This is a genomic window from Pseudomonas sp. P65(2024) (assembly GCF_057480955.1).
Map to the genome: position 1 here is coordinate 93879 of NZ_JBLIYX010000007.1, position 25810 is coordinate 119688.

19 protein-coding genes and 1 pseudogene are annotated in these 25810 nt (G+C 67.1%); 9 read left to right on the top strand and 11 right to left on the bottom strand.

What is annotated here, in order from left to right; translation table 11 throughout:
• Positions 1-30 precede the first annotated feature (30 nt).
• Positions 31-879 carry a carboxylating nicotinate-nucleotide diphosphorylase gene (nadC, locus tag AC25MA_RS12420; protein WP_028689828.1) on the bottom strand — a complete coding sequence of 283 codons (849 nt, stop codon included), beginning with the start codon at positions 877-879 and terminating at the stop codon, positions 31-33.
• Between the two features lie 243 nt (positions 880-1122).
• On the opposite strand from nadC, the gene AC25MA_RS12425 reads away from it, so the two are divergent.
• The 5 genes and pseudogenes from AC25MA_RS12425 to AC25MA_RS12445 all read left to right on the top strand — a co-directional run bounded on the left by AC25MA_RS12425 (position 1123) and on the right by AC25MA_RS12445 (position 6900).
• The gene (locus AC25MA_RS12425; RefSeq protein ID WP_069016132.1) at positions 1123-3267 is read left to right on the top strand and encodes a DUF1631 domain-containing protein; all 2145 of its coding nucleotides are present in this window, start codon (positions 1123-1125) and stop codon (positions 3265-3267) included.
• A gap of 94 nt (positions 3268-3361) precedes the next feature.
• Positions 3362-3928 (top strand): 1,6-anhydro-N-acetylmuramyl-L-alanine amidase AmpD, encoded by a 567-nt coding sequence (ampD, locus tag AC25MA_RS12430; protein WP_028689826.1) that lies wholly within the window; start codon positions 3362-3364, stop codon positions 3926-3928.
• Positions 3925-4755, top strand: coding sequence for a regulatory signaling modulator protein AmpE (gene ampE, locus AC25MA_RS12435; protein ID WP_486972067.1), 831 nt, complete (start codon positions 3925-3927; stop codon positions 4753-4755). The genes ampD and ampE overlap by 4 nt, the downstream gene beginning before the upstream one ends.
• A gap of 1110 nt (positions 4756-5865) precedes the next feature.
• Positions 5866-6042: pseudogene (locus tag AC25MA_RS12440) on the top strand (HAMP domain-containing protein); the annotation flags it as partial.
• Between the two features lie 153 nt (positions 6043-6195).
• A complete protein-coding gene (locus AC25MA_RS12445; protein WP_371877791.1) occupies positions 6196-6900 on the top strand; it encodes a methyl-accepting chemotaxis protein in 705 nt (234 codons plus the stop codon).
• Here the strand turns inward: AC25MA_RS12445 and AC25MA_RS12450 are convergent, their stop codons facing one another.
• The gene (locus tag AC25MA_RS12450; protein ID WP_062363995.1) at positions 6901-7704 is read right to left on the bottom strand and encodes a TatD family hydrolase; all 804 of its coding nucleotides are present in this window, start codon (positions 7702-7704) and stop codon (positions 6901-6903) included. It lies immediately after the preceding gene.
• 2 nt (positions 7705-7706) lie between these two features.
• On the bottom strand, positions 7707-8702 hold the full coding sequence (gene cra, locus AC25MA_RS12455) for a catabolite repressor/activator (RefSeq protein ID WP_028689822.1): 996 nt from the start codon (positions 8700-8702) through the stop codon (positions 7707-7709).
• A 296-nt stretch (positions 8703-8998) separates the two neighbouring features.
• Here cra and ptsP point away from each other — a divergent pair, with 296 nt between their 5' ends.
• From ptsP to AC25MA_RS12470, 3 genes are read left to right on the top strand one after another with little or no spacing between them, the layout of a single operon-like run.
• On the top strand, positions 8999-11848 hold the full coding sequence (ptsP, locus tag AC25MA_RS12460) for a phosphoenolpyruvate--protein phosphotransferase (protein ID WP_088852760.1): 2850 nt from the start codon (positions 8999-9001) through the stop codon (positions 11846-11848).
• Positions 11848-12795 carry a 1-phosphofructokinase gene (gene pfkB, locus AC25MA_RS12465; RefSeq protein WP_069016126.1) on the top strand — a complete coding sequence of 316 codons (948 nt, stop codon included), beginning with the start codon at positions 11848-11850 and terminating at the stop codon, positions 12793-12795. The genes ptsP and pfkB overlap by 1 nt, the downstream gene beginning before the upstream one ends.
• Positions 12795-14516 carry a PTS fructose-like transporter subunit IIB gene (locus tag AC25MA_RS12470; protein WP_486972068.1) on the top strand — a complete coding sequence of 574 codons (1722 nt, stop codon included), beginning with the start codon at positions 12795-12797 and terminating at the stop codon, positions 14514-14516. Before pfkB ends, AC25MA_RS12470 begins: the two co-directional genes overlap by 1 nt.
• 155 nt (positions 14517-14671) lie before the next feature.
• Here AC25MA_RS12470 and AC25MA_RS12475 read toward each other — a convergent pair whose 3' ends face one another.
• A complete protein-coding gene (locus tag AC25MA_RS12475) occupies positions 14672-14893 on the bottom strand; it encodes a DUF3820 family protein (protein WP_062363998.1) in 222 nt (73 codons plus the stop codon).
• A gap of 204 nt (positions 14894-15097) precedes the next feature.
• Between AC25MA_RS12475 and AC25MA_RS12480 the strand changes: the two genes are divergently transcribed.
• On the top strand, positions 15098-15574 hold the full coding sequence (locus AC25MA_RS12480; protein WP_028689816.1) for a ferritin-like domain-containing protein: 477 nt from the start codon (positions 15098-15100) through the stop codon (positions 15572-15574).
• 130 nt (positions 15575-15704) lie between these two features.
• Here the strand turns inward: AC25MA_RS12480 and AC25MA_RS12485 are convergent, their stop codons facing one another.
• The 7 genes from AC25MA_RS12485 to AC25MA_RS12515 all read right to left on the bottom strand — a co-directional run bounded on the left by AC25MA_RS12485 (position 15705) and on the right by AC25MA_RS12515 (position 25775).
• Positions 15705-17201 carry a sensor domain-containing diguanylate cyclase gene (locus tag AC25MA_RS12485; RefSeq protein WP_213883049.1) on the bottom strand — a complete coding sequence of 499 codons (1497 nt, stop codon included), beginning with the start codon at positions 17199-17201 and terminating at the stop codon, positions 15705-15707.
• 230 nt (positions 17202-17431) lie between these two features.
• Positions 17432-18742, bottom strand: coding sequence for an OprD family porin (locus AC25MA_RS12490; RefSeq protein ID WP_028689814.1), 1311 nt, complete (start codon positions 18740-18742; stop codon positions 17432-17434).
• Positions 18743-18947: 205 nt separating this feature from the next.
• Positions 18948-19172: a hypothetical protein gene (locus AC25MA_RS12495; protein ID WP_023631633.1), complete on the bottom strand. Its 225-nt coding sequence runs from the start codon at positions 19170-19172 to the stop codon at positions 18948-18950.
• A 130-nt stretch (positions 19173-19302) separates the two neighbouring features.
• Positions 19303-20718, bottom strand: coding sequence for a heavy metal sensor histidine kinase (locus AC25MA_RS12500; protein WP_062364001.1), 1416 nt, complete (start codon positions 20716-20718; stop codon positions 19303-19305).
• Positions 20719-20841: 123 nt separating this feature from the next.
• Positions 20842-21513 carry a heavy metal response regulator transcription factor gene (locus AC25MA_RS12505; RefSeq protein ID WP_028689812.1) on the bottom strand — a complete coding sequence of 224 codons (672 nt, stop codon included), beginning with the start codon at positions 21511-21513 and terminating at the stop codon, positions 20842-20844.
• Between the two features lie 9 nt (positions 21514-21522).
• Positions 21523-24615 carry a multidrug efflux RND transporter permease subunit gene (locus tag AC25MA_RS12510; RefSeq protein ID WP_069016124.1) on the bottom strand — a complete coding sequence of 1031 codons (3093 nt, stop codon included), beginning with the start codon at positions 24613-24615 and terminating at the stop codon, positions 21523-21525.
• The gene (locus AC25MA_RS12515; RefSeq protein WP_186594250.1) at positions 24612-25775 is read right to left on the bottom strand and encodes an efflux RND transporter periplasmic adaptor subunit; all 1164 of its coding nucleotides are present in this window, start codon (positions 25773-25775) and stop codon (positions 24612-24614) included. The genes AC25MA_RS12510 and AC25MA_RS12515 overlap by 4 nt, the downstream gene beginning before the upstream one ends.
• Between the last annotated feature and the right edge of the window lie 35 nt (positions 25776-25810).

Below are 25810 nucleotides of genomic sequence, written 5' to 3' on the forward strand. Positions count from 1 at the left end.
TGGCCGGTTTTTTCATGCCTTGCGAAAACCTCAGAGGCTCAAGCGCATCGACAGGTCCACCGCCTTCACGTCCTTGGTCATCGCGCCGATCGAGATGTAGTCCACCCCCGTCTCGGCAATCACCCGCAGGGTGGTCTCGTTGACGCCGCCGCTGGCCTCCAGCTTGGCCTTGCCGGCGGTGATGCTTACCGCTTCGCGCATCTCATCCAGGGTCAGTTCGTCGAGCATGACGATATCGGCCCCCGCCGCCAGCGCCTGACGCAGTTCGTCCAGGCTTTCCACCTCGATTTCCACCGGCTTGCCCGGGGCGATGCGATGCGCCGCCGCCACGGCTTCGGCCACGCCACCGCTGGCGGCGATATGGTTTTCCTTGATCAGGAAGGCGTCGTACAGGCCGATGCGGTGGTTGTGGCAGCCGCCGCAGGTGACCGCGTACTTCTGCGCCAGGCGCAGGCCGGGCAGGGTCTTGCGGGTGTCGAGCAGGCGCACCTGGGTGCCTTCCACCAGGTCGGCCAGGAAGCGCGCGCGGGTGGCCACGCCCGAAAGCATCTGCAGGAAGTTCAGCGCCGTGCGCTCGCCGCTGAGCAGCGAGCGCGCCGGGCCTTCGAGGTGGAACAGCACCTGGTTGGCCGTGGCCCGCTCGCCGTCGGCCACCTGCCAGTGCACCGCCACCCGTGGGTCGAGCTGGCGGAACACCGTATCGACCCAGGCGGTGCCGGCGATCACGCAGTCCTCGCGGGTGATGATGGTCGCCTTGGCCAGGCGCTCGGCCGGGATCAGCTGGGCGGTGATGTCGCCGCTGCCGATGTCCTCGAGCAGCGCGCGGCGCACGTTGGCTTCGATTTCGGCGGTCAGGTCGGCGAGGCGTAGGTTCGGCATGGTCGGCTCCACAAGCTAGGTGCCGCGATTATAGGGCAGGGGGGCGGCGTGTACAGCTGCCGGGCAGATGACCTTTGGTCAGGCGGTTTGAGCATTCCTGCGAACGCACTGTCAGTTGAGGCGCACGAATGGGGTGCTGGCAGCTGTCGGTGTTTTCACCGATAATGGCGACCAGTATTTGGCGTCATAGCTTTGACGATCCCCTTTCAGTCGAACAACGCAACATCCAGCAAGGAGTTCGGGATGCATGATGAAGGCAAGGTGGTGCCCCTGGCGGCCGCCATCGACCGGGGTGCGCGCGCGCCCTCGCCATGCCTTCCCGTGCTGCTCCTGCAGGTGCGCGACAAGGCCGCCCTGCAATTGCGCCAGGGATTGCAGGCGTTGTTCGACAATGCCGATGACACCCTGTTTGAAATGGCCGACAAGGCCAGCGGCCGCCTCGACCAGAACCTGTATTTCGAAGCCATGCGCGACTTGCGCCTCAAGCGCAAGAGCATCGAGCGGGGCTTCCTCGACACGTTCTACGAGGCCTTCGCCCGCATCGGCCAGGGCGACGGGCTCGAGTCCCTGGTCAGGGCGCAGACGCAGGACAAGCCGTCACTGGAGCGCTCGGTGGCCGTGCAGGCCATGGTCGACCGGGTGCTCTCGCGCGACGGCTTTCTGCTTGAGCAACTGAATCTGCGCTTCACCACGCTACTGGAGCTGCCGGTGGCCAGCGCAAGCAATCCCCTGGGGCCCGGCAACCTGTGTGGCTACTTCCTGGATGCCGGGCGCAACCTGGGAGTCGGCGCCAGCGTCAAGATGGTGCTGCTCAAACTGTTCGAGCGCTACGTGCTGCGCGACCTCGACCTGCTCTACGGCGAGGCGAGCCAGTTGCTCGCCAGCGCCGGCGTGCTGCCGGAGCTGATGCCCGCCCCGCGGCGCCGCGCCGAGGACCGCCGCAGCATCGCCCGGCGCGTCCCGACCAGCCCGGCGCAGGGCGGCTTGTCCGACTCGGCCGGCCAGGCGTTCTTCGCCTCGGTGCAGGCGTTGCTGGCGCCGGTGCGTGGGCGTGTCGCGCCGCGGCTGCAGGCGGCCGGATCCGCGCAGCCGACCAGTACCGGCGACCTGCTGCGCCTGCTCACCCACCTGCAGCACTATGTGCCGGCCCCCGGCGAGCCGGATGACTTCAACCTCGGTCAGCAACTCGAGCAGCTGCTGCTGCGGGTCAGCGTGCGCAGCGGCACGCGGCGACGCATAGCCACCGACGACGAGGACACGATCAACCTGGTCGACCTGCTGTTCGCCTACATCCAGGGCGACGACAACCTGCCGGCCAGCCTCCGGGCGCTGATCGCCCGCCTGCATATCCCGGTGCTCAAGGTCGCGCTGATCGACAAGGGCATGTTCAGCCGTGCCGGCCACCCGGCGCGCCGCCTGCTCAACGAGATCGCCGCCGTGGCCATCGGCTGGGAAAGCGATGCCGAGGGACTGCGCGACAGCCTGCACCTGCGGGTCGAGCGTATTGTCCAGCGCCTGCTCAATGATTTCTCCGACGACTGCGCGGTGTTCAACGAGCTGCTCGATGAGTTTCTGGCCTTCAGCCAGGACGAGCGCCGACGCAACGAACTGCTCGAGCAGCGCACCCGTGACGCCGAGGAGGGCCGTGCCCGCACCCTGCAGGCCCGCCAGCGGGTGCAGCGGGAGTTGAACGACCGTCTGCACGGCCGGGTGCTGCCGCAGGTGGTGGTGCAGATGCTGGTGCAGTCCTGGAGCCAGGTGCTGCTGCTGGCCTGGCTGAAGCAGGGCGAGGGCTCGGCGGCCTGGGCCGACGCCTTGGCGACGGTGGACGACCTGCTGGTCAGTATTGCCCCGTACCGTGAACCGCAGCGCCTGCTGGAGCAGGTGCCGGGCCTGCTCAAGGCCCTGCGCGACGGCCTGGCGGGGATAGCGCTGGACTCCGCCGCCACCCGTGATTTCTTCCTGCAACTGGAGAAACTGCACCTGCGTGCCTGCGGTGGCACGCAGGAGCCGGATGCCGCGCTAGACGAGGTGTGGATTGAGGACGATATCGTGCTGGCGGTCAGCGACGAGTCCGCCCTTGCCCCTGGCCTGCCTTTCGACGATCAAGAGCCGGCATTGCGCCAGGTGCAACGCTTGCAGGTCGGTACCTGGGTCGAAGTGATGGACGACGACGAGCCGCTGCGTTGTAAGCTGGTGGCGCGCATCGACAGCAATGATCGCCTGGTCTTCACCAACCGCACCGGCATGAAAGTGCGTGAATGGAATCGCATGGGCCTGGCCCTGGCCTTGCGTCGTGGCGAGGTGCGCTTGCTGGACGGCGGCCTGCTGTTCGAGCGGGCGCTGGAGGCGGTGCTGGAGCAGTTGCGCGGGCAGCAGGCGCAGTAACGCTGACTTTCCCTACACAATCATTTACATGCAAGCGCCGGTTGGTCACGGCATACTGGGTACCTGTCTCGGGCGTCATTTCAGGATCTGCACCATGCAATTGGACCGTGCGACCGGCTGGTTCACCGGCGTCAGCCACTGCCCCTCGCCGAACTTCAACGCCCGCCCCGAGGGTGAGGCCATCGCGCTGCTGGTCATCCACAACATCAGCCTGCCACCCGCCTGCTTCGGTACCGGCAAAGTCCAGCAGTTCTTCCAGAACTGCCTTGACCCGAACGAGCACCCTTATTTCGCCACCATCAACCACCTGACTGTCTCGGCGCACCTGTTCGTCGAGCGCGATGGCGCGGTGACCCAGTTCGTCTCGTTGCTCGACCGTGCTTGGCATGCCGGCGTGTCGCGCTTCGGCGAGCGCGAGGGCTGCAACGATTTTTCCATCGGCATCGAGCTGGAGGGCACCGATGAACTGCCCTATACCGATGCCCAGTACGCCACCCTGGAGCGGCTGACCCGCGAGATCCGTGCGGCCTGGCCGGTGATCGACGCCCAGCGCATCTGTGGCCACAGCGATATCGCCCCGCAGCGCAAGACCGATCCGGGGCCGGCCTTCGACTGGCCGCGCTACCGGGCCGCGCTGCAATGCAACGAGGACAAGGCATGAGTTTTCTGGTGTTGGTGCTGGCGCTGTGGGTCGAGAAGTTCTCGGCCCTGCGCCAGCGGTTGCAACGCGACGGCTTCTACCTGGGCGAACTGGTGCGCCTGGAGCGCAGCGGCAAGGTCCATCCCTGGTGGACGCTGGGCATCCTGGTCCTGGCGCCGGTGGCGCTGCTCGTGCTGCTGCTGCATGTGCTGGAACCGGTGGCCTACGGCCTGCTGGCGTTGCCGGTGCACCTGCTGGTGCTGGTCTACAGCCTGGGTCGCGGCGATGTGAAAGCGGCGCTCGGGCCGTTTCGCGACGCCTGGCGCCGCGGTGACGACCAGGCCGCGCTGCACGTGGCCGAACGCGACTTGGGGCTGGCCGCCGACGATCCCCAACGCCTGATCAAGCAGGTCCAAGGCCACTTGCTGTGGCAGGCCTACCAGAGCTTCTTCGCGGTGATCTTCTGGTACTTCCTGCTGGGCCCGGGCGCGGCGTTGGCCTACCGCCTGCTGGCGCTGACCATGGACCATAGCCGCCAGCCGGCGCTGCAGACCCTGGCCGGGCAATTGCGCCATGCCATGGACTGGCTGCCGGTGCGGGTGATGACGGTGAGTTTCGCCCTGGTCGGCAATTTCGTCGCGGTGACCCGGGTGATGTTGCACGAGCTGCTCGACTGGCACGTCAGCGCCGGGCACCTGGTGGCCAAGGTCGGTCGGGTGGCCGACGACATTCCCGAGGAAGAAGACCGCCAGCGTGGCCTGGAACGCCTGGACAGCCTGTGGGAGCTGCTGCTGCGCTGCGCCGTGTTGTGGTATGCCTGCCTCGCCCTGTGGACCGTGCTGGTCTGAGCCGCTTATCAACGCGTTGGTTGCTTAACCATAAGTTACAAACCTTGATTCCAATCTGCGCTATACAAAGCCACTGGCCCTAGATGGTTTTGTGCTACCCCGCAGAACAACAAGAATTCAAGGAGGTGACCTGTGAAGCGTCTGCTCTATCCGGCCATCGCACTGATGAACCGGCTGAGCTTCGGCATGAAGTTCAGCCTGATCAGCGTCCTGTTCTTCCTGCCCATGCTGGTCACCAGCTTTTACCTGGTCCGCGATGCCTACAACCAGCTACAGGCCACCCGTGGTGAACTCCAGGGGCTGGCGCCGCTGTCCGAGAGCCTGGCCTTGCGTGGCGACCTGGAGTCGCTGGGCAATCTGCTGCAGATCAACGCCGTGCTGGGCCAATCGGGCCAGGCCGGCGATGTGGAAAGCCGTATCGGTGCCCTGCAGGACAAGGTCCAGGCCCGCCTCGAGGGTCTCAAGGGCAGCGATCCGGCGCTCGAAGCCAAGCGTGCCGAGCTGGCCGAGGCCTTTGCCCGCGCCCGTGACGAAAGCTCGCTGCAGAACAAGGCGGCACTGTTCGACAAGCTGCTGGCCCAGGCTCAGGTGCTGGGCAAGCTGGTCGCCAGCCAGTCGGGCTTGAACCAGGACAGCCAGGCTTCGGTGCGCCAACTGAGCGAACTGATCGGCAACGCCACGGCGCAGGTCACCCAGGCCCTGGGCGAAGGCCGGGCGATGGGCGCGGTGGCCCTCGGTCGCGGCTTCATGGATTCCTCGGGCAGCGCGCGCTTCGAAGACCTGCTGCAGCGCCTGGAGCGGCTGTCCGCCGACTATGCCATCCGTCTCGACGACGTCCTGGCCAGCGATGCCGGGCTCAAGGCCGCGCTGGCCAGCGATGCCCAGGCCAGCCAGGCCACGGTCAAGCAGGCCGCGACCCTGTTCGAGGACCAGGTGGTGGTGGCCGAGACCCTGGATGCGCCCTGGAGCGGCTTCTACCAGCAGACCAGCGACCTGATGGCGCAGACCTACCGCTTCAACGACGCTGTCCTCGCCCACCTGCATGGCCAGCTGGAAGAGCGCCTGGGCGAGCACCACCTGCGTACGACCGCGTTGGTCGCGGCTCTGGCCATGGTGTTCGCGCTAATCCTCTACCTCTACGGCGGCTTCTACGTCTCCACCCGGGAAACCCTGGGCAACCTGGGCAACGCCATGGACAAGGTCGCCGCCGGCGACATGACCATCAGCTTCAAGGCCAACAGCCAGGACGAACTGGGCGAGCTGGGGCGTGGCTTCAACGAGACGGTACGGCGCATTCGCGGGCTGATCGAGCAGGTCGGCAAGACCGTGACCACGGTCGAGGAACAGGCCGGGCAGGTGCTGTCGGTGTCGAGCCGCAGCAACCAGGCGGTCAGCGGCCAGCGCGAGCAGATCGAGCAGGTGGCCACGGCCATGAACCAGATGAGCGCCACCGCGCAGGAGGTCGCCCGCAGCGCCGCCCTGGCCGCCGAAGGCGCGCAGCGGGTCAACCACGAGAGCGCTTCGGGCCGCGACCTGGTGGCAAGCCAGCAGGGTAGCATTGCCCGCCTGGCCGGCGAGATCGACCAGAGCGTGGCGGCGGTGAACCAGCTGGCGGGCGACAGCCAGGCCATCGGTCGGGTGCTGGAAGTGATCCGCAGCATCGCCGAGCAGACCAACCTGCTGGCCCTCAACGCCGCCATCGAGGCAGCCCGGGCCGGCGAGCAGGGCAGGGGCTTCGCGGTGGTCGCCGACGAAGTGCGGACCCTGGCCAGGCGTACACAGGACTCCACCGAAGAGATCGCGCAGATGATCCAGCGCCTGCAGGATGGCGTGGGCGCGGCGGTGCGGGTGATGGGCAGCAGCCACCAGATGGCCGCCGGCACCGTGGACGAGGCACGCCAGGTGCAACAGGCCCTGGGCAATATCCTCGGCGCGGTGGGCGGTATCGTCGAGCAAAACCAGCAGATCGCCGCCGCCGTCGAGCAGCAGACCGCCGTGGCCCACGATATCGACCAGAACATCGTGGCGATCAACCGCGCGGCACAGGACACCACCGAGGGCGCCTGTCAGACCGAGGACGCCAGCCGGGCGTTGTCGGCGCAGGTGGTGGAGCTCAAGCGGTTGATCGGGGCGTTCAGAGTGTGATCATGGCCGGCGCGAATCCGTGTCGGGCTTCCAGCCAAACACCTCGCAGGCATTGCGACTACTGGCTTCGGCCAGCAGCCCTGGCTCGATCCCCATGACGTCGGCCAACGCCTCGGTTATCTCGGGCAGGTGCTCCGGGCTGTTGCGCCGCCCTGGGAACATCACCGGCGCCATGTCCGGCGCGTCGGTCTCCAGCACCACGCTGTCCAGCGGTAGCCGTGGCAGGGTCTTGCGCAGGCGCAATGCCTGGGGCCAGGTGCCGGCGCCGCCGAGTCCCAGCTTGAAGCCGAGCTTGATGTATTCCCGCGCCTCTTCGTAGCTGCCGGCAAAGGCATGGATGATCCCCGCCCGCGCCGGCTTGTAGCGTTTGAGCGTGGCGATCACCTGGGCGTGGCTGCGGCGCACATGCAGCAGCGACGGCAGCTCGAATTCGCAGGCCAGTTGCAGTTGGGCTTCGAACAGCGCCTGCTGGCGCGTCGGGTCCAGCTGGGGCAGGTAGAAGTCCAGGCCGAACTCACCCACCGCGCACAGCCGTGAATCGCCGCGCAAGCGCTCGAGCCAGTCGCGCAGCTGCGCCAGGTGTTCGGGGCGGTGCTGCTCGAGGTAGATCGGGTGCAGCCCCAGCGCCGCGTACACGCCTTGGTTGGCGCAGGCCAGGTCCCAGACCCGCTGGAAGTTGTCCTGGAACACCCCCAGCACCACCATGCGCTCCACCCCGCGCGCCGCCGCGTTGGCCAGCAGGCGCGGGCGGTCGGCGTCGAAATCGGGGAAGTCGAGGTGGGTGTGGGTGTCGATCAGGCGCATGTTCAGGCCTTGGCGATCCGTTGCTTGAAGGTGCGGCCGATGGCGTGCACACCGGGCTCGTAGCGCTTGTCCTCGATGGCGGCCAGGGCCAGTTCCAGCGCGGTGGCGGCGATCAGGCCGTGCTGCTGGGCCATGGCGTTGACCGGCAGCGGCAGGAAGTCGAGCAACTGGTTGTCGCCGAAGGTGCCCAGTTGCAGCTCACGGGAATCCTCAGGGCGCGCCTGGAGGGTGTCGAACACGCCCTGCAGCAGCACGTAGGAGGTGGTCACCAAGGCATCCGGCAGACCGCCCAGTTCGTCGATCAGTTGCTGCATCAGGCGCTGGCCGCATTCACGGCTGAAGGCCTCGCCCTGGTAGCGCCGCACGTCGCCGTCGAAGCCTTGCAGGGCCTCGTCGAAGCCACCGGCGCGGGCCTGGCTCACTGACAGCTCGGGGCGGGCGCCGATCAGGGCGATGCTGCGCGGGCGGGTTTTCAAAAGGCTCTGGGCCAGCTGGCGGCTGGCGTCGCGGTCGTCGCTGATCACCGAGCAGAAATGCGCCGGGTCCAGGCGTCGGTCAATGGCGATCACCGGCAGGCCCTTGGCCTGCAGCTCGCGGTAGCTGTCGTCCTCCGGCGGCAGGCAGCTGGCGACGAACAGCGCATCGCAGCGGCGGGCGCGGAACAGCTGCTGCAACTGGCGTTCGCTGTCGGGCTGGTCGTCGCTGCTGGCGATCAGCAGCTGGTAGCCACGGGCGCGGGCGCCTTGCTCCAGTTGCTTGGCGATGCGGGCGTAGCTGGGGTTCTCCAGATCCGGGAGAATGAAGCCCAGGGTGCGCGTGTGGCGGCTGCGCAGGCCGGCGGCCTGGGGGTTGGGCGTAAAGCCGTGGGCCTCGACCACCGCACGCACGCGCTCGACGGTGCTGTTGCTGATGCGCTGCTGTTCGGCCTTGCCATTGATGACGTAGCTGGCGGTGGTCACGGACACACCGGCCAGACGGGCGATATCGCTGAGTTTCACCGAATTTTCCTTGTTGTTTCCGGGACTGGCCACGGGGCTTGACCGGCTAGTTTCACCCATCCGCGGGCCCGCGCGCAGACGACCATTGTCGCAATTGTCCGACAGGATGGGGCTTTTTCGTTGGCAGATTATCGAGTAACGTGGCCGTCTGGTCAGATTAAACGTTTCAGCAAGACGAAATTTCCTGCCTGGAAATACGCATTCGCCCGTTGCGCTGATCGTTTTGGCGGCTTTTGCCGTCGAATTCCACAACAATACCTCGGTAGCCAACAGGGCTGCCGCAAAAGGAGAGGGTCATGCTCGAGCTTGCCGTGGAGCAGATTGCCATGGGCCAGCGTGCCGCCGACAAGGGCGAGGCACTGGCGTTGCTGGCCGATCGACTGGTTGCCGATGGCTTGGTCGCCGAGGGCTACCTGGCGGGGCTGCAGGCCAGGGAGGCGCAGGGCTCGACCTTCCTCGGCCAGGGTATCGCCATCCCCCACGGCACGCCGCAGACCCGCGCGCTGGTGTACGCCACCGGTGTGCGTCTGCTGCAGTTCCCCGATGGCGTGGACTGGGGCGACGGCCAGATCGTCTACCTGGCCATCGGCATCGCCGCCCGCTCCGATGAACACCTGCGTCTGCTGCAGTTGCTGACCCGTGCCTTGGGCGAAACCGACCTGGCCGAGGCGCTGCGCCGGGCCAGCTCCGCCGAGGCGCTGCTCAAACTGCTGCAGGGCGCGCCGCGCGAGCTGGCGCTGGATGCCCAACTGGTCGGCCTCAACCTGGCGGCGGAAGATTTCGACGAGCTGGCCTGGCGCGGCGCCCGCCTGTTGCAACGCGGCGGCTGTGCCGACAGCGGCTTTGCCGCCGTGCTGCAGCAGACCGAGCCGCTGCCGCTGGGCGAAGGCCTGTGGTGGCTGCACAGTGAACGCGAGGTGCGTCAACCGGGCCTGGCCTTCGTTACTCCACAGCAGCCACTGCGCTACCGCGACCAGCCGCTCAATGGCCTGTTCTGCCTGGCCAGCCTCGGCGCCGCCCACCAGGCCTTGCTCGAGCGCTTGTGCGAGGTGCTGATCGAGGGCCGTGGGCAGATGCTCTACCAGGCCACCAGCAGCCGCGCCGTGCTCGAAGTGCTCGGCGGCGAGGCGCCCGCCGACTGGCCCAGCGCCCGGGTGGTGCTGGCCAACGCCCATGGCCTGCATGCGCGTCCGGCCAAGGCGCTGGCGCAGTTGGCCAAGGGCTTCGAGGGCGAGATCCGCATCCGCCTGCATGATAGCGCCCAGCCCGCCGTCTCGGTGAAGAGCCTGAGCAAGCTGCTGAGCCTCGGCGCTCGCCGTGGCCAGGTGCTGGAACTGATCGCCGAACCTGGCGTTGCCGCCGATGCCTTGCCGGTGCTGCTGGCCGCCATCGAGCAGGGGTTGGGCGAGGAGGTCGAGCCCTTGCCGCAAACGGCAGCTGTGGAGCAGCCACCCATCGAAACCCTCCAGGCTCCGGCGCCCGGCAGCACCCTGCAGGGTGTCGCGGCCGCGCCGGGCATTGCCAGTGGCCCGGCCCATGTGTGCGTCGAGCGCGAGATCGACTACCCGCTGCGCGGCGAGTCGCCGGGCCAGGAACGCGCCCGGTTGCGAGTGGCCATCGACAAGGTGCACGCCGACCTGCAGGCCCTGGTGCAACGCAGCGACAAGGCCATCGGCGAAATCTTCATCACCCACCAGGAAATGCTGGCCGATCCGGCCCTGACCGATGATGTCGAGGTGCGCCTGGCCCAGGGCGAGAGCGCCGCCGCCGCGTGGATGGCGGTGATCGAGAGCGCCGCCCGCCAGCAGGAGGTGCTGCACGACGCCCTGCTGGCCGAGCGCGCCGCCGACCTGCGCGATATCGGTCGCCGTGTGCTGGCCCAGTTGTGTGGCGTGCAGACGGTGGTCGAGCCCGAGCAGCCCTACGTGCTGGTGATGGCCGAGGTGGGCCCGTCCGATGTGGCGCGCCTGGACCCGGCGCGGGTCGCCGGCATCGTCACCGCCCAGGGCGGCGCCACGGCCCACAGCGCCATCGTCGCCCGGGCGCTGGGCATTCCGGCGGTAGTCGGGGCCGGCGCAGCCGTGCTGCTGCTGGAGAACGGCACGCCACTGCTGCTCGATGGCCAGCGCGGGCAGGTCGAGGTCGCGCCGCCCGAGGCCCGCTTGCAAAGGGCGCTGGCCGAGCGCGATGCCCGCGAGCGGCGCTTGCAGATCGCCTGGGCCAACCGCCATGAGCCGGCCCTGACCCGCGACGGCCACGCCGTCGAAGTGTTCGCCAACATCGGCGAAAGCAGCGGCATCGGCAAAGTCGTCGAGCAGGGCGCCGAAGGCGTCGGCCTGCTGCGCACCGAGCTGATTTTCATGGCCCACCCGCAACTGCCCGATGTGGCCACCCAGGAGGCCGAGTACCGCCGGGTGCTCGACGGCCTGGGCGGGCGCCCGCTGGTGGTGCGCACCCTTGATGTGGGCGGCGACAAGCCCTTGCCGTACTGGCCGATCGCGGCGGAAGAGAACCCGTTCCTCGGCGTGCGCGGCGTGCGCCTGACCCTGCAACGCCCGCAAGTGATGGAAGACCAGCTGCGGGCCCTGCTGCGCGCAGCGGATAATCGCCCGCTGCGCATCATGTTCCCCATGGTCGGTCAGCTCCATGAATGGCGTGCCGCCAAGGCCATGGTCGAGCGGCTGCGCCAGGAGGTTCCAGTGGCCGACCTGCAGGTGGGCATCATGGTCGAGGTACCGTCGGCCGCCCTGCTGGCGCCGCAGTTGGCCCGCGAGGTGGACTTCTTCAGCATTGGCACCAACGACCTGACCCAGTACACCCTGGCTATCGACCGTGGCCACCCGAGCCTCTCGGCCCAGGCCGACGGCCTGCACCCGGCGGTGCTCAACCTGATCGACATGACCGTGCGCGCCGCCCATGCCCAGGGCAAGTGGGTTGGCGTGTGCGGCGAACTGGCGGCCGATCCGCAGGCCGTCGCCGTGCTGCTGGGCCTGGAGGTGGACGAGCTGAGCGTCGCCGCCCGCAGCATCCCTGAAGTCAAGGCTCTGGTACGCCAGGCCGACCTTTCGACGGCACGCGCCCTGGCGCGCGAGGCCCTGCAACAAGACAGCGCCGAGGCAGTCCGGGCGCTGGTGGAGCGTTACTGATGGCCAAGATCCTCACCCTTACCCTCAACCCGGCGCTGGATATCACCATCAGCCTCGAGCGCCTGCGCCCCGGCGCGGTCAACCGCAGCCAGGCTCAGCACAGCCATGCCGCCGGCAAGGGGCTTAACGTCGCCCAGGTGCTGGCCGACCTGGGCCACAGCGTGACCGTCGGCGGTTTTCTCGGGCTCGACAACCTGGCGCCGTTCGAGGCGCTGATTGCCTGGCGTGGGTTCGCCGACTGCTTCGTCCGCGTGCCCGGCGAGACCCGCAGCAACATCAAGCTGGTCGAGGCCGATGGCCAGGTCACCGATATCAACGGGCCGGGGCCGCAGGTCGACGAGGCCGCCCGCGACGCCTTGCTGCGCCGACTGGCCGAGGTGGCCCCGGGGCATGACGCCGTGGTGGTGGCCGGTAGCCTGCCGCAGGGGGTCAGCCCCGAATGGCTGCGCGAGTTGCTGCTCATGCTCAAGTCACAGGGATTGAAGGTGGCCCTGGACAGCAGCGGCGAAGCCTTGCGTGCCGGCCTTGAGGCCGCGCCCTGGCTGGTCAAGCCCAACACCGAGGAGCTGGGCGAGGTGCTTGGGCAGCCCGTGCTTGACCCGGCCGGCCGGCGCGCCGCTGCGCAGCGCTTGCTGGCCAGCGGTGTCGAGCATGTGGTGGTGTCCCAGGGCGAGCAGGGCGTGACCTGGTTCGCCGCCGGCCTGGCGCTGCATGCGCAGCCGTCGAAGGTGCACATCGCCAGCACCGTCGGCGCCGGTGATTCGCTGGTCGCCGGCATGGTCCATGGCCTGCTCCAGGCCGAGGCGCCCGCCGCCACCTTGCGCCGTGCCACCGCCATCGCCGCCCAGGCGGTCACCCAGGTCGGCTTCGGCATCCAGGATCGCGAGCAACTGGCCCGCCTGGAGGCCGCCGTGCACCTGGTAGAACAACAAGAAGAGGGTTGCTGATGAACATTGCCATTGTCACCGCCTGCCCCAACGGGCAGGTGTCCAGCGTGCTCAGCGCCCGCCTGCTGGCCGCCGCGGCCCAGCGTCGGGGCTGGAGCACCAGTGTCGAGGTGCAGGATGCCGAGCACCCCGAGCGCCGCCTGACCATGGCGCAGATTGCACAGGCCGACTGGGTGCTGGTGGTCAGCACCGGGGCGCTGGACCTGGCGCGCTTCGCGGGCAAGCGCGTGTACCAGAGCACGCCGGCCCAGGCACTGGCGGACCGCGAGGGGTTTCTTGACCAAGCCGCCGCCGAGGCTCGGGTGCACGAGGCGACAACGGCTCCACTGGGCAGCGCGCCGAAAATCGTCGCGGTGACCGCCTGCCCGACCGGCGTGGCCCATACCTTCATGGCCGCCGAAGCGCTGCAACAGGCGGCGCAGGCCATGGGCTACCAGCTCACCGTGGAGACCCAGGGCTCGGTTGGCGCGCGTAACCCGCTGCCGGCCGAGGCCATCGCCGAGGCCGACGTGGTGCTGCTGGCCGCCGATATCGAGGTGCCGGCTGCGCGTTTCGCCGGCAAGCGCATCTACCGCTGCGGTACCGGCATTGCCCTCAAGCAGGCCCGCGCCACGCTGGACAAGGCGCTGGCCGAGGGCAAGGTAGAGGCTGCGGGGGGGGCGCCTGGCGCGGTGCAGCAGGCCGAGAAGACTGGCGTCTACAAGCACCTGCTGACCGGGGTGTCGTTCATGCTGCCGATGGTGGTGGCCGGCGGCCTGCTGATCGCGCTGTCGTTCGTGTTCGGTATCGAGGCCTACAAGGAGCCCGGTACGTTGCCCGCCGCGCTGATGCAGATCGGCGGCGAGGCGGCGTTCAAGCTGATGGTGCCGCTGCTCGCCGGCTACATCGCCTGGTCCATCGCCGACCGCCCGGGCCTGGCGCCCGGGATGATCGGCGGCCTGCTGGCGAGCACGCTGGGGGCGGGGTTCATCGGCGGCATCGTCGCCGGCTTCCTGGCCGGCTACAGCGCCAAGGCCATCGCCCGCTGGGTGCGCCTGCCCAGCAGCCTCGACGCGCTAAAGCCGATCCTCATCATCCCGCTGCTGGCCAGCCTGTTCACCGGCCTGGTGATGATCTACGTGGTCGGCCAGCCCGTGGCCGCCATGCTTGAAGGGCTGACCCATTTTCTCGACAGCATGGGCACCACCAACGCAATTCTGCTCGGGCTGCTGCTCGGCGGCATGATGTGTGTAGACCTGGGCGGACCGATCAACAAGGCTGCCTATGCGTTCTCGGTAGGGCTGCTGGCGTCGTCGAGCTATGCGCCAATGGCCGCGACCATGGCCGCCGGCATGGTGCCGCCGATCGGCCTGGGCATTGCCACCTTTCTGGCCCGGCGCAAATTTGCCCAGAGCGAGCGCGAGGCCGGCAAGGCCGCGCTGGCGCTGGGGCTGTGTTTTATCTCTGAAGGGGCGATTCCGTTCGCCGCCAAGGATCCGTTGCGGGTGATCCCGGCGAGCATCGCCGGTGGCGCGCTGACCGGGGCCTTGTCGATGTACTTCGGCTGCAAGCTGATGGCGCCCCATGGTGGCCTGTTCGTGCTGCTGATCCCCAACGCGATCAACCATGCGCTGCTGTACCTGCTGGCGATCGTGGCCGGCAGTCTGCTGACGGCGGTGGTGTATGCCGTGATCAAGAAGAGCGAACAGGTGGAGATGGTGGTGGCGCCGGCCAAGGGGTAGGTACGCCCGCCCGGGCCCTGTGCTGTCCCTGTAGGAGCGGCCTTGTGTCGCGAACGGGGCGCGAAGCGGCCCCGGCGATTGTTGCATGAACGCTGAAATCGAGGGGCCGCTTTGCGGCCCGTTCGCGACACAAGGCCGCTCCTACACCGGGGCCGTCACCCCCGGGGCTTGCCCCGCAACGGTTTCAGCAGATCACCCAACCCGTTGTGGTCGATCTCATGCATCAACGCCAGCAACCCGCCCAGCTCCCCGGGCGGGAAGCCCTTGCGGGCGAACCACGCCAGGTAGTCGCCCGGCAGGTCAGCGATGATACGGCCCTGGTACTTGCCGAAGGGCATGGTGCGGGTGACCAGCAGTTGCAGGGTTTCAGGTTTCATCGAGCATCGGCCTGTGGCGGGTTGAGCGCGGACCATACTGCAAACTGCACGACGACCCAAGCGGCGATCATGCAGAACGCCGTTTTCAGGTTTTTGATTGTTTGGTTCAACTTGTTGATTTTTATAGTTATTTTTCTATTCATTAGCCTGGCACGAAGTCTGCTCCGGTAAAGGTGACTATCACCTGCCAAGGAGTTTGTTGCCATGAGCAATCCCAACAAAGACACGATTGACGTACTCAACGACCTGATCGAGTACAGCAAGGATGGTGAGAAAGGCTTCAAGACCTCTGCCGAGGATGTGAAGAATCCCCAACTCAAAGCCTTCTTCGTACAGCGCGCCAGCGAGTGCGCCAGTGCTGCGGCCGAGCTGCAGAGCGAAGTGCGCCGGCTGGGTGGCGATCCAGAGACCAGCACCAGCATCAGCGGCGACCTGCACCGTGGCTGGGTCAACCTCAAGTCAATGGTCACCGGCAAGGATGAAGAGGCGGTGCTAAACGAGGTGGAGCGCGGTGAAGACCATGCGCTCAAGGCCTACAAAGAGGCCCGTGAGAAGCTGGTCAAGTTGGGGCGCTCGGTCAATGACCAGAGCTATGCACTGGTAGAGAAGCAACTGCAGGGTGTGCAGCGCAATCATGACCAGGTGAAGGCTCTGCGTAACGCAGCTCGCGCTCAGTCTTGAGTTTGAGGGGCTGCTCTGCAGCCCTCTCGCTGGCAAGCCGGTTCTCAAGAGATGGCACATGGCTGCATTTTGATGTGGTCGTTGTGGGAGCCGGCTTGCCGGCGAAAGGCCGCATAGCGGCCCCAGCGCCTCAAGCCTCAGGCCCTTCCACCCGATTACGGCCATTGGCCTTGGCGCGGTACAACGCCTCATCCGCATCGGCCAGCAGTGCCGACAGATCCTGCGCGGTGCCCGGTACATACAAGCCGATTCCTACGCTGACCGTCACTGATCGCTCATCATCGCCGAACGGCGGCATCGCCTCTACGCTGGCGCGAATGCGCTCGGCCAGCAGCCGCGCACCCGCCAGGTTAGTCTCCGGCAACACCACCTGGAATTCCTCACCGCCATAGCGCGCCGCCAGGTCCGCCGGGCGCCGGATGCACAGCTCCAGGGTCGTGGCCACCTCGCGCAGCACATGGTCGCCGCCCGCATGGCCGTGGCGTTGGTTAAATGCCTTGAAGTGATCCACATCCACCATCAGCACCGCCAGTGGTTTGCGGTTTCGCTGCGCCCGCGCCCACTCCTGACGCAGCACCTGATCCAGGCGGCGGCGGTTGGCAAGGCCCGTGAGGCTGTCGGTGGCGGCGAGGGTGGCCAGGCCTTGCTCGGCATCGTGGCGACGGCGCAGTTCACGACCCAGCAGCAGGGTCAGCCAGAGGATGCCGATGCACAGCACGCCGGTGGCTACGCTGACCACGATCGCGGTGCGCCGCCACGACTGGAACACCTCGTCGGCCGAGTGCGCCACCAGCACGATCAGCGGCAGGTCGGCGACCCGGGCGAAGGTGTAGATACGCAGGCCTTCATAGACCGTTGAGTGGGCGGTGAAGCTGCCGCTGCGCTGCTCGAGGATGCGCTTGAAGTTGGGGCGCTCGCTGAAGCTGGTGCCGATCAACGGATCCTGCGGCCGGGTCGGCTGGCGCGCCAGCAGCTGGCCGTCGGTGTTGAGCAGGTTAATGCTGCTGTCCACGCCGATGTCCAGGCGCTGGAACAATTCGTTGAAGTAGGACAGGCGCAGGGCCCCGGCGGCCAGGCCCTGGAACTCGCCGTTGGCGCCGGAGATGCGCCGGCTGAAGCTGATGCACCAGTCCAGGTTGCCCAGCCGCGCCTTGAACGGTGGGCTGATCAGCAGGCCCAGGCCCGGGCGGTCGCGGTGGGCTTGGAAGGGCACGGTGTCGGCGAAGTTGGCTTGGCGCGGCACCACGCTGGTGGAGTCGCCAAGCACGTCGCCCTTGGCATCGAGCCAGAGGATGTCGCCGCGCACCGGGGCTGAGAAGGCCTGGTTGAAGAGGATCTGCTGGCGCAGCTTGGCGGGCACGTTGAGCAGCTCGGGGTGCTGCACGGCCCAGATCAGGCCCTTGAGCGACTGGTCGTAGAGTTCGACGTTGCGCAGGATGTCGCTTTCGATCAGTTGCACGATGTTGCTCGACGAACGCATCGCTGACTGCTCGACGCTGTCGCGCTCGCGGGCCAGCAGGTAGCTGACGATGGCCACGATGGCGAGCACGGCAAGGCAGCTGCCCAGGTTGAGGACCAGCTCGGGGTGTGACTTGTACAGGGCGGATCGTGGTGATCGGGTGGGCAACGTCATGCTCGCAACTGCATAAGCCCCGGGATCCATGGGGAGTGGGCCGGAAAGCGGCGGCAGTATTTTAGGCAAGGCGGGATTGTCGGACAAGATCAAAGCTGATTTGGCCGACGGAAATGATTCAGTAGGCCCATCGCGGGGCAAGCCCGCTCCCACCATTCGCCAAGGCCAAGGCCAAGGCCAGGTCATGGTCGTGGGAGCGGGCTTGCCCCGCGATCGGTTTCAGATCAGAACACGTTCAACGGATAATCCACGATCACGCGGAATTCGTTGTTGTCCTGGATGTTCGAGTACGCCGCGTTGGCCCGGTGCGTGGCATAGCGCAGCAGCACCGACAGGTCCTTCAGCTGGCCTTGCTGGAATACGTACTTCACGTCGAAGTCACGCTCCCAGTGCCGGGCATTCTCGCCGTCGGCGTTATAGAAAGCGTAGTACTGGGTGTCCTGGCTGGCTTTGGTCAGGTCGGCCTTGCCGCGCGAGTACGACAGCGAGGTGCTCAGGCCCGGCATGCCGAGGCCGGCGAAGTCATAGTCGTACTGCAGCTTCCACGAGCGCTCGTTCGGTGCGTTGAAGTCCGAGTACATGCGCGAGTTGTCGAGGAAGATGCTGTCGCCCAGGTTGATGTAGTCGAACGGCGTGTCGCCGTTGACCCGCTGGTAGGCGGCGGTGACGCTGTGGTACCCGGCGGCGACGGTGAAGTGCACGCTCCAGGTGTTGTTGTCGATGTCGCCCAGCTTTGACTGGCCGGTGTCCTGGGTGTGATAGAAGTGCACGCCAGGGTTCAGGCTGACCAGGTCGTTGACCGCGTAGGTGTAGTCGAAGTCGGCGTAGTACTGGTTCCAGATGTCCTTCAGCTCGGCGGCGTAGACGTTGGCGGTGACGCCTTCGGTGCCGCTCCAGGACGCACCGGCCCAGCTCAGGTTCTGGCTGTCCTGCTCGGGCGTCTGGTTGCTGTAGTAGGTGTTGATGCGGCGGTGGCCGCTCTGGTTGTACGGCTTGGTGAAGCTGACCTTGCCGCCTTCGAGCATCAGCCCGTCGATGCTGCGGTTGGTCACGGCGACGCCGCGGAAGGTCTGCGGCAGCATGCGGCTTTCGCCACCGGCGATCACCGGGTTGGTGAGGAACAGGTCACCGGCCTTGAACTCGGTATCGAAGCCCTTGAGCTTGATCGCGCCGCCAGCGGTGGAGAAGGCATGGCGTGCCTTGTCTTCCGGCGCGCTCGGCAGGATCGAGGTGCCGGCGCGGCCGCCGCCGCCGTCCAGCTTCAGGCCGACCATGGCGTGGGCGTCGAGGCCGAAACCGATCACGCCGGGCGTGTAGCCGGACTCGAAGCGGGCGACGGCACCTTGGCCCCACTCGCGCTTGTCCTTGATCGAGGCATTCTTCTCGTTGCGGTTGAAGTAGGCATTTCTGAAATGCAGGTTCAGCGTGGAACCCTCGATGAAGCCATCAGCCTTGTCTTCATCGGCCTGTGCGGCCATGGGCATCGTTGCGGCCAATGCAACGAACAACGGGGTGAAACGAAACGCAAAAGACACCGGTACACACTCCTTTGGTCAAGCGATGGGGCAGTTTTTTATTGTCGTGTCTGCAAGTTCTTATTAGAGACGTAACAGCCAGGCTGATATTTTCGACGCATAAAAAAAGCCGCTGAAAGGCAGCGGCTTTGAAAGGCTAACATATCGTCACAGGCAGTGCCCATGGTGTAGCCCAGGGAAAACTGGAAACAGTTGACGTGGCCGGTCAACTATCGGCATCGGTATCGACAGATACCTTGGAGGCTGTCTGCTGTGCGTCTTTTGCCGCAGCGGACTGCTGTGCGGCGTAAGCGTCACGCGCCTCCTGGTGAACTGCGGCGAGTTCGGCGTTACGGGCAACGAAGGCCGGGGATTCTTCGGCCATGGCCAGGGGCGACAACAACAGGGAAGACAGGACGAACACGCTGGCAATACCCATACTGTTGGACATTTGATGCAACCTTCTTGCGTGGCAAGTGCTAATGGAGACAGGGCTAAAGTTAGTCCTGTAAACAGCGGGGAAACAGAGGCTGTTCAGATAAGCACTGTTGCGCAAAAAGTAATGATCGCGGCAAAAACACTCAGACTTTTACCGCAAACCCGCGTAGTTGAGCGTTCGGCAGGTTAATGCCGAAGGTATTGGCGCCGGCTTGGCTGTGCACGAAAACACTGCCACCGTGCATCAGGGCGATCGCCTTGACGATGGCCAGGCCCAGTCCGTGGTTGCCGCCGCCGCTGTTGGCACGCGCTGCATCCACTCGGTAGAAGCGCTCGAACAGCATCGGCAGGTGCTCGTCGGCAATCGCCGGCCCTGGGTTGCTCACCGCGATGCTGACCTGTTCCTCGCCCGCCTCGATGCGCACCTGGATCACCTGGTGCGGCGCGGTGTGCTGGACGGCGTTGTTGAGCAAGTTGATCAGCGCCCGGCGCAGCTGGGCCTTTTCGAAACAGGCTTGGGCGTCGCCGCTGACGCTGACGCTGACCTGGGCGTCCTCGAGGATGTAGTCGAGGTAGTCGAGGGTGGTGGCCACTTCCTCGGCCAGCGAGGCGCTGGTCAGCGAGGTGGCCTTGCTGCCCTGGTCGGCGCTTGCCAGGAACAGCATGTCGTTGATGATGCTGCGCAGCCGCTCCAGCTCTTCGAGGTTCGATTGCAGCACCTCGAAGTAGTGCTCGGCGCTGCGCCCGCGGGTCAGGGCGACCTGGGTCTGGCCGATCAGGTTGGTCAGCGGCGAGCGCAGTTCGTGGGCGACGTCGGCGTTGAAGGCCTCGAGTTGCGAATAGGCCTGGCTGACCCGGTCGAGGGCGGCGTTGAAGGCGCCGGCGAACTGCGCCAGCTCCGGCGGCAGGTCGCGGGTCTGCAGGCGGTCGTCCAGGCGCGGCGGGGCCAGGGCCTGGGCTTCGTCCGACAGCGCCAGCAGGGGCCTGAGGCCGATGCGCGCGACCCAGTAGCCGAGCAGCGAGGCCAGCAGCACGCCGAGGGCGGCCAGGCCGACGATGGCCACCAGCAAGCTGTGCTGGGCCTGCCAGAAGGTCTCGGTGTCGATGCCGATCAGAAAGCGCAGCGGCGGGCGCTCACCCAGCGCCGGCAGTTCGCTGACCAGCACCTTGTACGGGTAGGGGCTGTCGCTCAGGCGCAGGTCACGCATGCCCGGCGCGCCCTCGGCGAAGCCGCGCACCTGCTCGGTGGGATGGCCGTACTCGAAGGCCGGGTTGCTGCTCACCACCCAGAAGCGGATGCGCCGGTCTTCCTCGCTGAGCAGGTTGAGCTTGTTGTTGATCTTGGCCCAGTGCTCGGGGGTGCCGTAGCGGTTGAGGGTGGATTCGAGCACGCTGAAGCGCGCGTCCAGTTCGGCGGCCGGCAGCAGGTCGAGGCTGCGGTCGACCTGGCGGTACAGGGCGCTGCCGATCAGCACGAACACGGCCAGGGCTACCAGGGTGAACAGCGCCGAGAGGCGCAGGGCGATGGAGTTGCCGGGTTTGCTTCGGAAAAGGGTCATGGACAAATCTCACTGGGGGCTGCTGCGCAGCCCTTTCGCGACGCAAGGCCGCTCCTACAGGGAGACGCGAGCCGCTGTGAGAGCGGCCTTGCGTCGCGAGTGGGGCGCGCAGCGCCCCCCGGGCTACCCACGGTGCTCCAGGACATAACCCATGCCTCGAATGGTATGCAGCAGCTTGTTGTCGAACGGCCCGTCGAGCTTGGCGCGCAGGCGCTTGATGGCCACCTCGACGACATTGGCGTCGCTGTCGAAATTGATGTCCCAGACCAGCTCGGCGATGGCGGTCTTGGACAGGATCTCACCCTGGCGCCGGGCCAGCACGCTGAGCAGCGAAAACTCCTTGGCGGTGAGATCCAGGCGCGATCCCGCGCGGGTGGCCTTGCGTGCCATCAGGTCGATCCACAGGTCCGCCACCTGGATCTGCAAGGGCTCATGAATGGCGCTGCGTCGGGTCAGCGCCTGCAGGCGGGCGACCAGTTCAAGGAACGAGAACGGCTTGCCCAGGTAGTCGTCGGCGCCTTCGCGCAGGCCATGAATACGGTCCTCGACCCGCTCACGGGCGGTGAGCATGATCACCGGCGTCTGCTTGCGCGCCCGCAGTGCGCGCAGCACGCCGTAGCCATCCAGGCCCGGCAGCATTACGTCGAGCACGATCACCGCGTAGTCGCCTTCCAAGGCCAGGTGCAGGCCGTCGATGCCGTCGCGGGCCAGGTCGACGGTGAAGCCCTGCTCGGTGAGGCCGCGATGCAGGTAGTCGGCGGTTTTCTCTTCGTCTTCGATGATCAGCACACGCATGGTCTTGTCTCAACTGGCGGTCGGCGCGGGGGCGGCAGCGGCCCGGCGGCGGTGGAACAGGCGCTCCAGGGCCAAGTATATGACCGGGGTGGTGAACAGCGTCAGCGCCTGGCTTACCAGCAGGCCGCCGACCACGGCGATGCCCAGCGGCTGGCGCAGTTCGGCGCCGGTGCCGAAGCCGAACATCAGCGGCACCGCGCCGAGCAGCGCGGCCAGGGTGGTCATGATGATCGGACGGAAGCGCACCAGGCATGCCTGGCGGATCGCCTGCTCGGGCGTCATGCCCTGGTGGCGCTGGGCGTCGAGGGCGAAGTCGATGAGCAGGATGCCGTTCTTCTTGACGATGCCGATCAACAGCACCACGCCGATCAGGCCCATGATGGTGAAGTCCTGGCCCATCAGCCACAGCAGGATCAGCGCGCCCAGGCCCGCCGAGGGCAGGGTGGAGATGATGGTCAGCGGGTGCACGAAGCTCTCGTAGAGCACGCCGAGGATGATGTACACCGCCACCAGCGCGGCGAGGATCAGGTATGGCTGGCTGGACAGCGAGCTCTGGAACGCCTGGGCCGCGCCCTGGAAGTTGCCGGCGATGGAGTCGGGCATGCCCAGCTCGCGCTGGGTGCGTTCGAGGATCTGCACCGCATCGCCCAGGGCCACGCCGGGAGCCAGGTTGAACGACAGGTTGGCCGCTGGGAACAGGCCGTCGTGGCTGATCGACAGGGGGCCGGTGCTGGGCGGCGCGACATGGGCCAGGGCCGACAGCGGCACCATCTCGCCGGACAGCGGCGAGCGCAGGTAGAAGTAGTTGAGGCTTTCGGCCTTGCCACGCTGGCGGGCGTCCAGCTCGAGGATCACCTTGTACTGGTTGGTCTCGGTCTGGAACTCGCTGATTTGTCGCTGGCCGAAGGCGTCGTACAGCGCCTGGTCGACGTCGGTGGTGGTCAGGCCGAAGCGCGCCGCGGCCTGGCGGTCGATGTCGATGCGGGTGACGCTGGCGCCCAGCTGCAGGTCGTTGGACAGGTCGCGAAACGCCGGGTTTTCGCGCAGGCGCTCGGTCAGGCGCTGGGTCCACAGGTTCAGCGCCACGCCGTCGTTGCTCTTGAGCACGTACTGGTACTGGGTGCGCGAGGGACCGGAGCTGAGGTTGATGTCCTGCCCGGCGCGCAGGTACAGGACGATGCCGGGGATCTGCATCAGTTTCGGGCGCATGCGGTCGATCCACTCACTGGCCGAGACGTCGCGTTCGCCACGGGGCTTGAGGGAGATCCAGAAGCGGCCGTTGGCGATGGTCTGGTTGCTGCCGGTGACGCCGACCGAGTGCGAGAAGGCGCGCACCGCAGGGTCGGCCTCGATGATCTTCGCCAGGGCCTGGTGTTTCGCGATCATCGCCGGGTAGGAGACATCCGCCGCCGCCTCGGTGGTGCCGAGGATGAAGCCGGTGTCCTGCAATGGGAAGAAGCCCTTGGGGATGGCCACGTAGCCGGCCACCGCCAGCGCCAGGGTCAGACCGAACACGCCGAGGGTGACGCGCCGGTGCGCCAGGGCCCGGTCCAGGCCCTTTTCGTACCAGCGCACCAGGCGCTGGCCGAGGCCGCCGTGCTGCTCGTCGGGCGGGCGGCGCATGCACAGCGCGGCCAGGGTCGGTGCCAGGGTCAGCGAGACCACCACCGAGATCAGGATGGTCGCGGTGGCGGTCAGGGCGAACTCCTTGAACAGCCGGCCGACCACGCCGCCCATGAACAGCAGCGGAATGAACGCGGCGATCAGCGAGAAGCTGATCGACACCACGGTGAAGCCGATCTCGCCGGCGCCCTTGAGCGCGGCGGTGCGGCTGTCGTCGCCGGCCTCCAGGTGGCGGTGGATGTTCTCCACCACGACGATGGCGTCATCCACCACGAAGCCCACGGCGATGACGATGGCCACCAGGGTGAGGTTGTTGAGGCTGAAACCGAACACGTACATCAGCGCGCAACTGGCGATCAGCGACACGCCGAGCACGCTGGAGACGATGAAGGTCGCCGACCACTGGCGCAGGAACAGCGCCATCACCCCGATCACCAGGGCCACGGCGATCATCAGGGTCAGCTCCACCTCATGCAGCGAGGCGCGGATGGTCTGGGTACGGTCCTGCAGCACCGAGACATCGACCGCCGCCGGCAGCATCTCCTGCAAGCGCGGCAGGGCGTCGAGCACCCGGTCCACGGTGTCGACGATGTTGGCGCCGGGCTGGCGGAAGATCACCAGGTTGAGCCCCGGCCGGTCGCCGGACCAGGCCTTCACATAGGCGTTCTCGGCGCCATCGATCACCTTGGCCACATCGGCCAGGTGCACCGGCGCGCCGTTGCGGTAGCTGACGATCAGCCTGGCGTAGTCCTCGGGATGGAACAGCTGGTCGTTGGCGGCAAGGGTCGACACGCTGTGCTCGCCGTACAACGCGCCCTTGGCCAGGTTGAGGCTGGTCTGCTGGATGGCCAGGCGGATATCGGCCAGGGTCAGGCCGATGGCGGCGAGCTTCTCGGGCTGGGCCTGCACGCGGATGGCCGGGCGCAGCTGGCCGGTGATGTTGATCAGGCCGACCCCGTCGATCTGGCTGAGCTGGCGGGCCAGCAGGGTCTCGGCGTAGTCGCTCAGTTGGTTGCCGGGCATCTGCGTCGAGCTGACGGTGAGGATCAGCACCGGGCTGTCGGCCGGGTTGACCTTGCGCCAGGTCGGCGGGCTGGGCATGTCCTGGGGCAGGCGCGCGGTGGCTGTGTTGATCGCCGCCTGGACTTCCTGGGCGGCGGTGTCGATGTTCTTGTCGAGGGTGAACTGCAGGATCAGGTTGGTCGAGCCCAGGGCGCTGCTGCTGGTCATCTGGGTCATGCCGGGGATGGCGCTGAACTGCACCTCCAGGGGCGTCGCCACCGACGAGGCCATGGTTTCCGGGCTGGCGCCGGGCAGCTGGGCGGTGACCTGGATGGTCGGGAAGTCGGCCTCGGGCAGGGGCGCCACCGGCAGGCGCGGGAAGGCGATGGCGCCCAGCAGCACCAGGGCGAAGGTCAGCAGCAGGGTGGCGATGGGGTGGTCGATGCACCAGGCCGAGACGCCGTTGCGGGTGTTCATGGCTGGCTCCTGCGGTCGGCCATCTCCGCCGGGGCGGGGGCGTCGGGCGTGACCTCGACGGTGCTGCCGGGCTTGAGCCGCGACTGGCCGTCCAGCACCAGGCGGTCGCCGGCCTTGACCCCGGCGATGACGTTCAGCGTGCTGTCCTGGTATACCACCTTGACCGGCACGGCGCTGACCTTGTCGCCATCCAGGCGGTAGACGAAGTGGCCGTCGAGGCTGCGTTGCACCACTGGCGGCGGCACCACCAGGGCGTCCTCGTCCACTGCCGTGCGCAGGCGCACGGTGACCAGCTGGCCGGGCCACAGGCGGCCATCCTGGTTGTCGAACTCGGCCTTGACCCGCACCGTGCCGGTGGTGGCCGAGACCTGGTTGTCGATCAGCATCAGGTGGCCCCTGGCGAGCAGGCTGCGTTCGCCGTCGGCGTCCATGTACGCCTCGACCTCAGCGGGCGTGGGCGATTTCAGCAAGCTCTGCAGGACGGGGAGCTGCTGCTGGGGCAGGGCGAACTCCACGGCGATCGGGTCGATCTGGGTGACGCTGAACAGGCTCTGGGTGTCGCTGGTGCGCACCAGGTTGCCGGGGTCGACGTTGCGGATGCCGACGCGGCCGGTGACCGGCGAGCGGATCTGCGTATAGCTGAGCTGTACCGCGGCATTGTCGATGGCCGCCTGGTTGCCCTTGAGGGTCGCCTGCAACTGGTTCACCAGGGCTTGCTGCTGATCGAGGGTCTGCTTCGACACGCCGTCGTCGGTGCTCAGCAGCTGGTAGCGCTTGAGGTTGACGTTGCCGACCTGCAACTGCGCCTGGGTCTGGCCGAGCTGGGCGCGGGCCTGATCCAGATTCGCGCGGATCGCCCGGTCGTCGAGGGTGGCCAGCAGGTCGCCCTGGCTGACCCATTGGCCTTCCTTGACCAACACCTGGGTCAGCACGCCCTCGACCTGGGGGCGGACCTCGACGCTGTGCAGCGACAGCACCGAGCCGATGGCGCTGAGGTAGCGCGGTACATCCTGCTGGGCCACCGCGACCACCCGCACCGGGATCGCGCTGGCGGCGCGGCTGGCTGGAGCTTGCTGGCGCAACCCCTGCCAGGTGCCGACGGCGGCCAGCAGGACCAGGGCCAGGGCAGTGATAACGAGGGAACGGGACGGACGTCGCATCGGGGCGGGCACCTTGGCCAAGGGGCTGGGGAGAA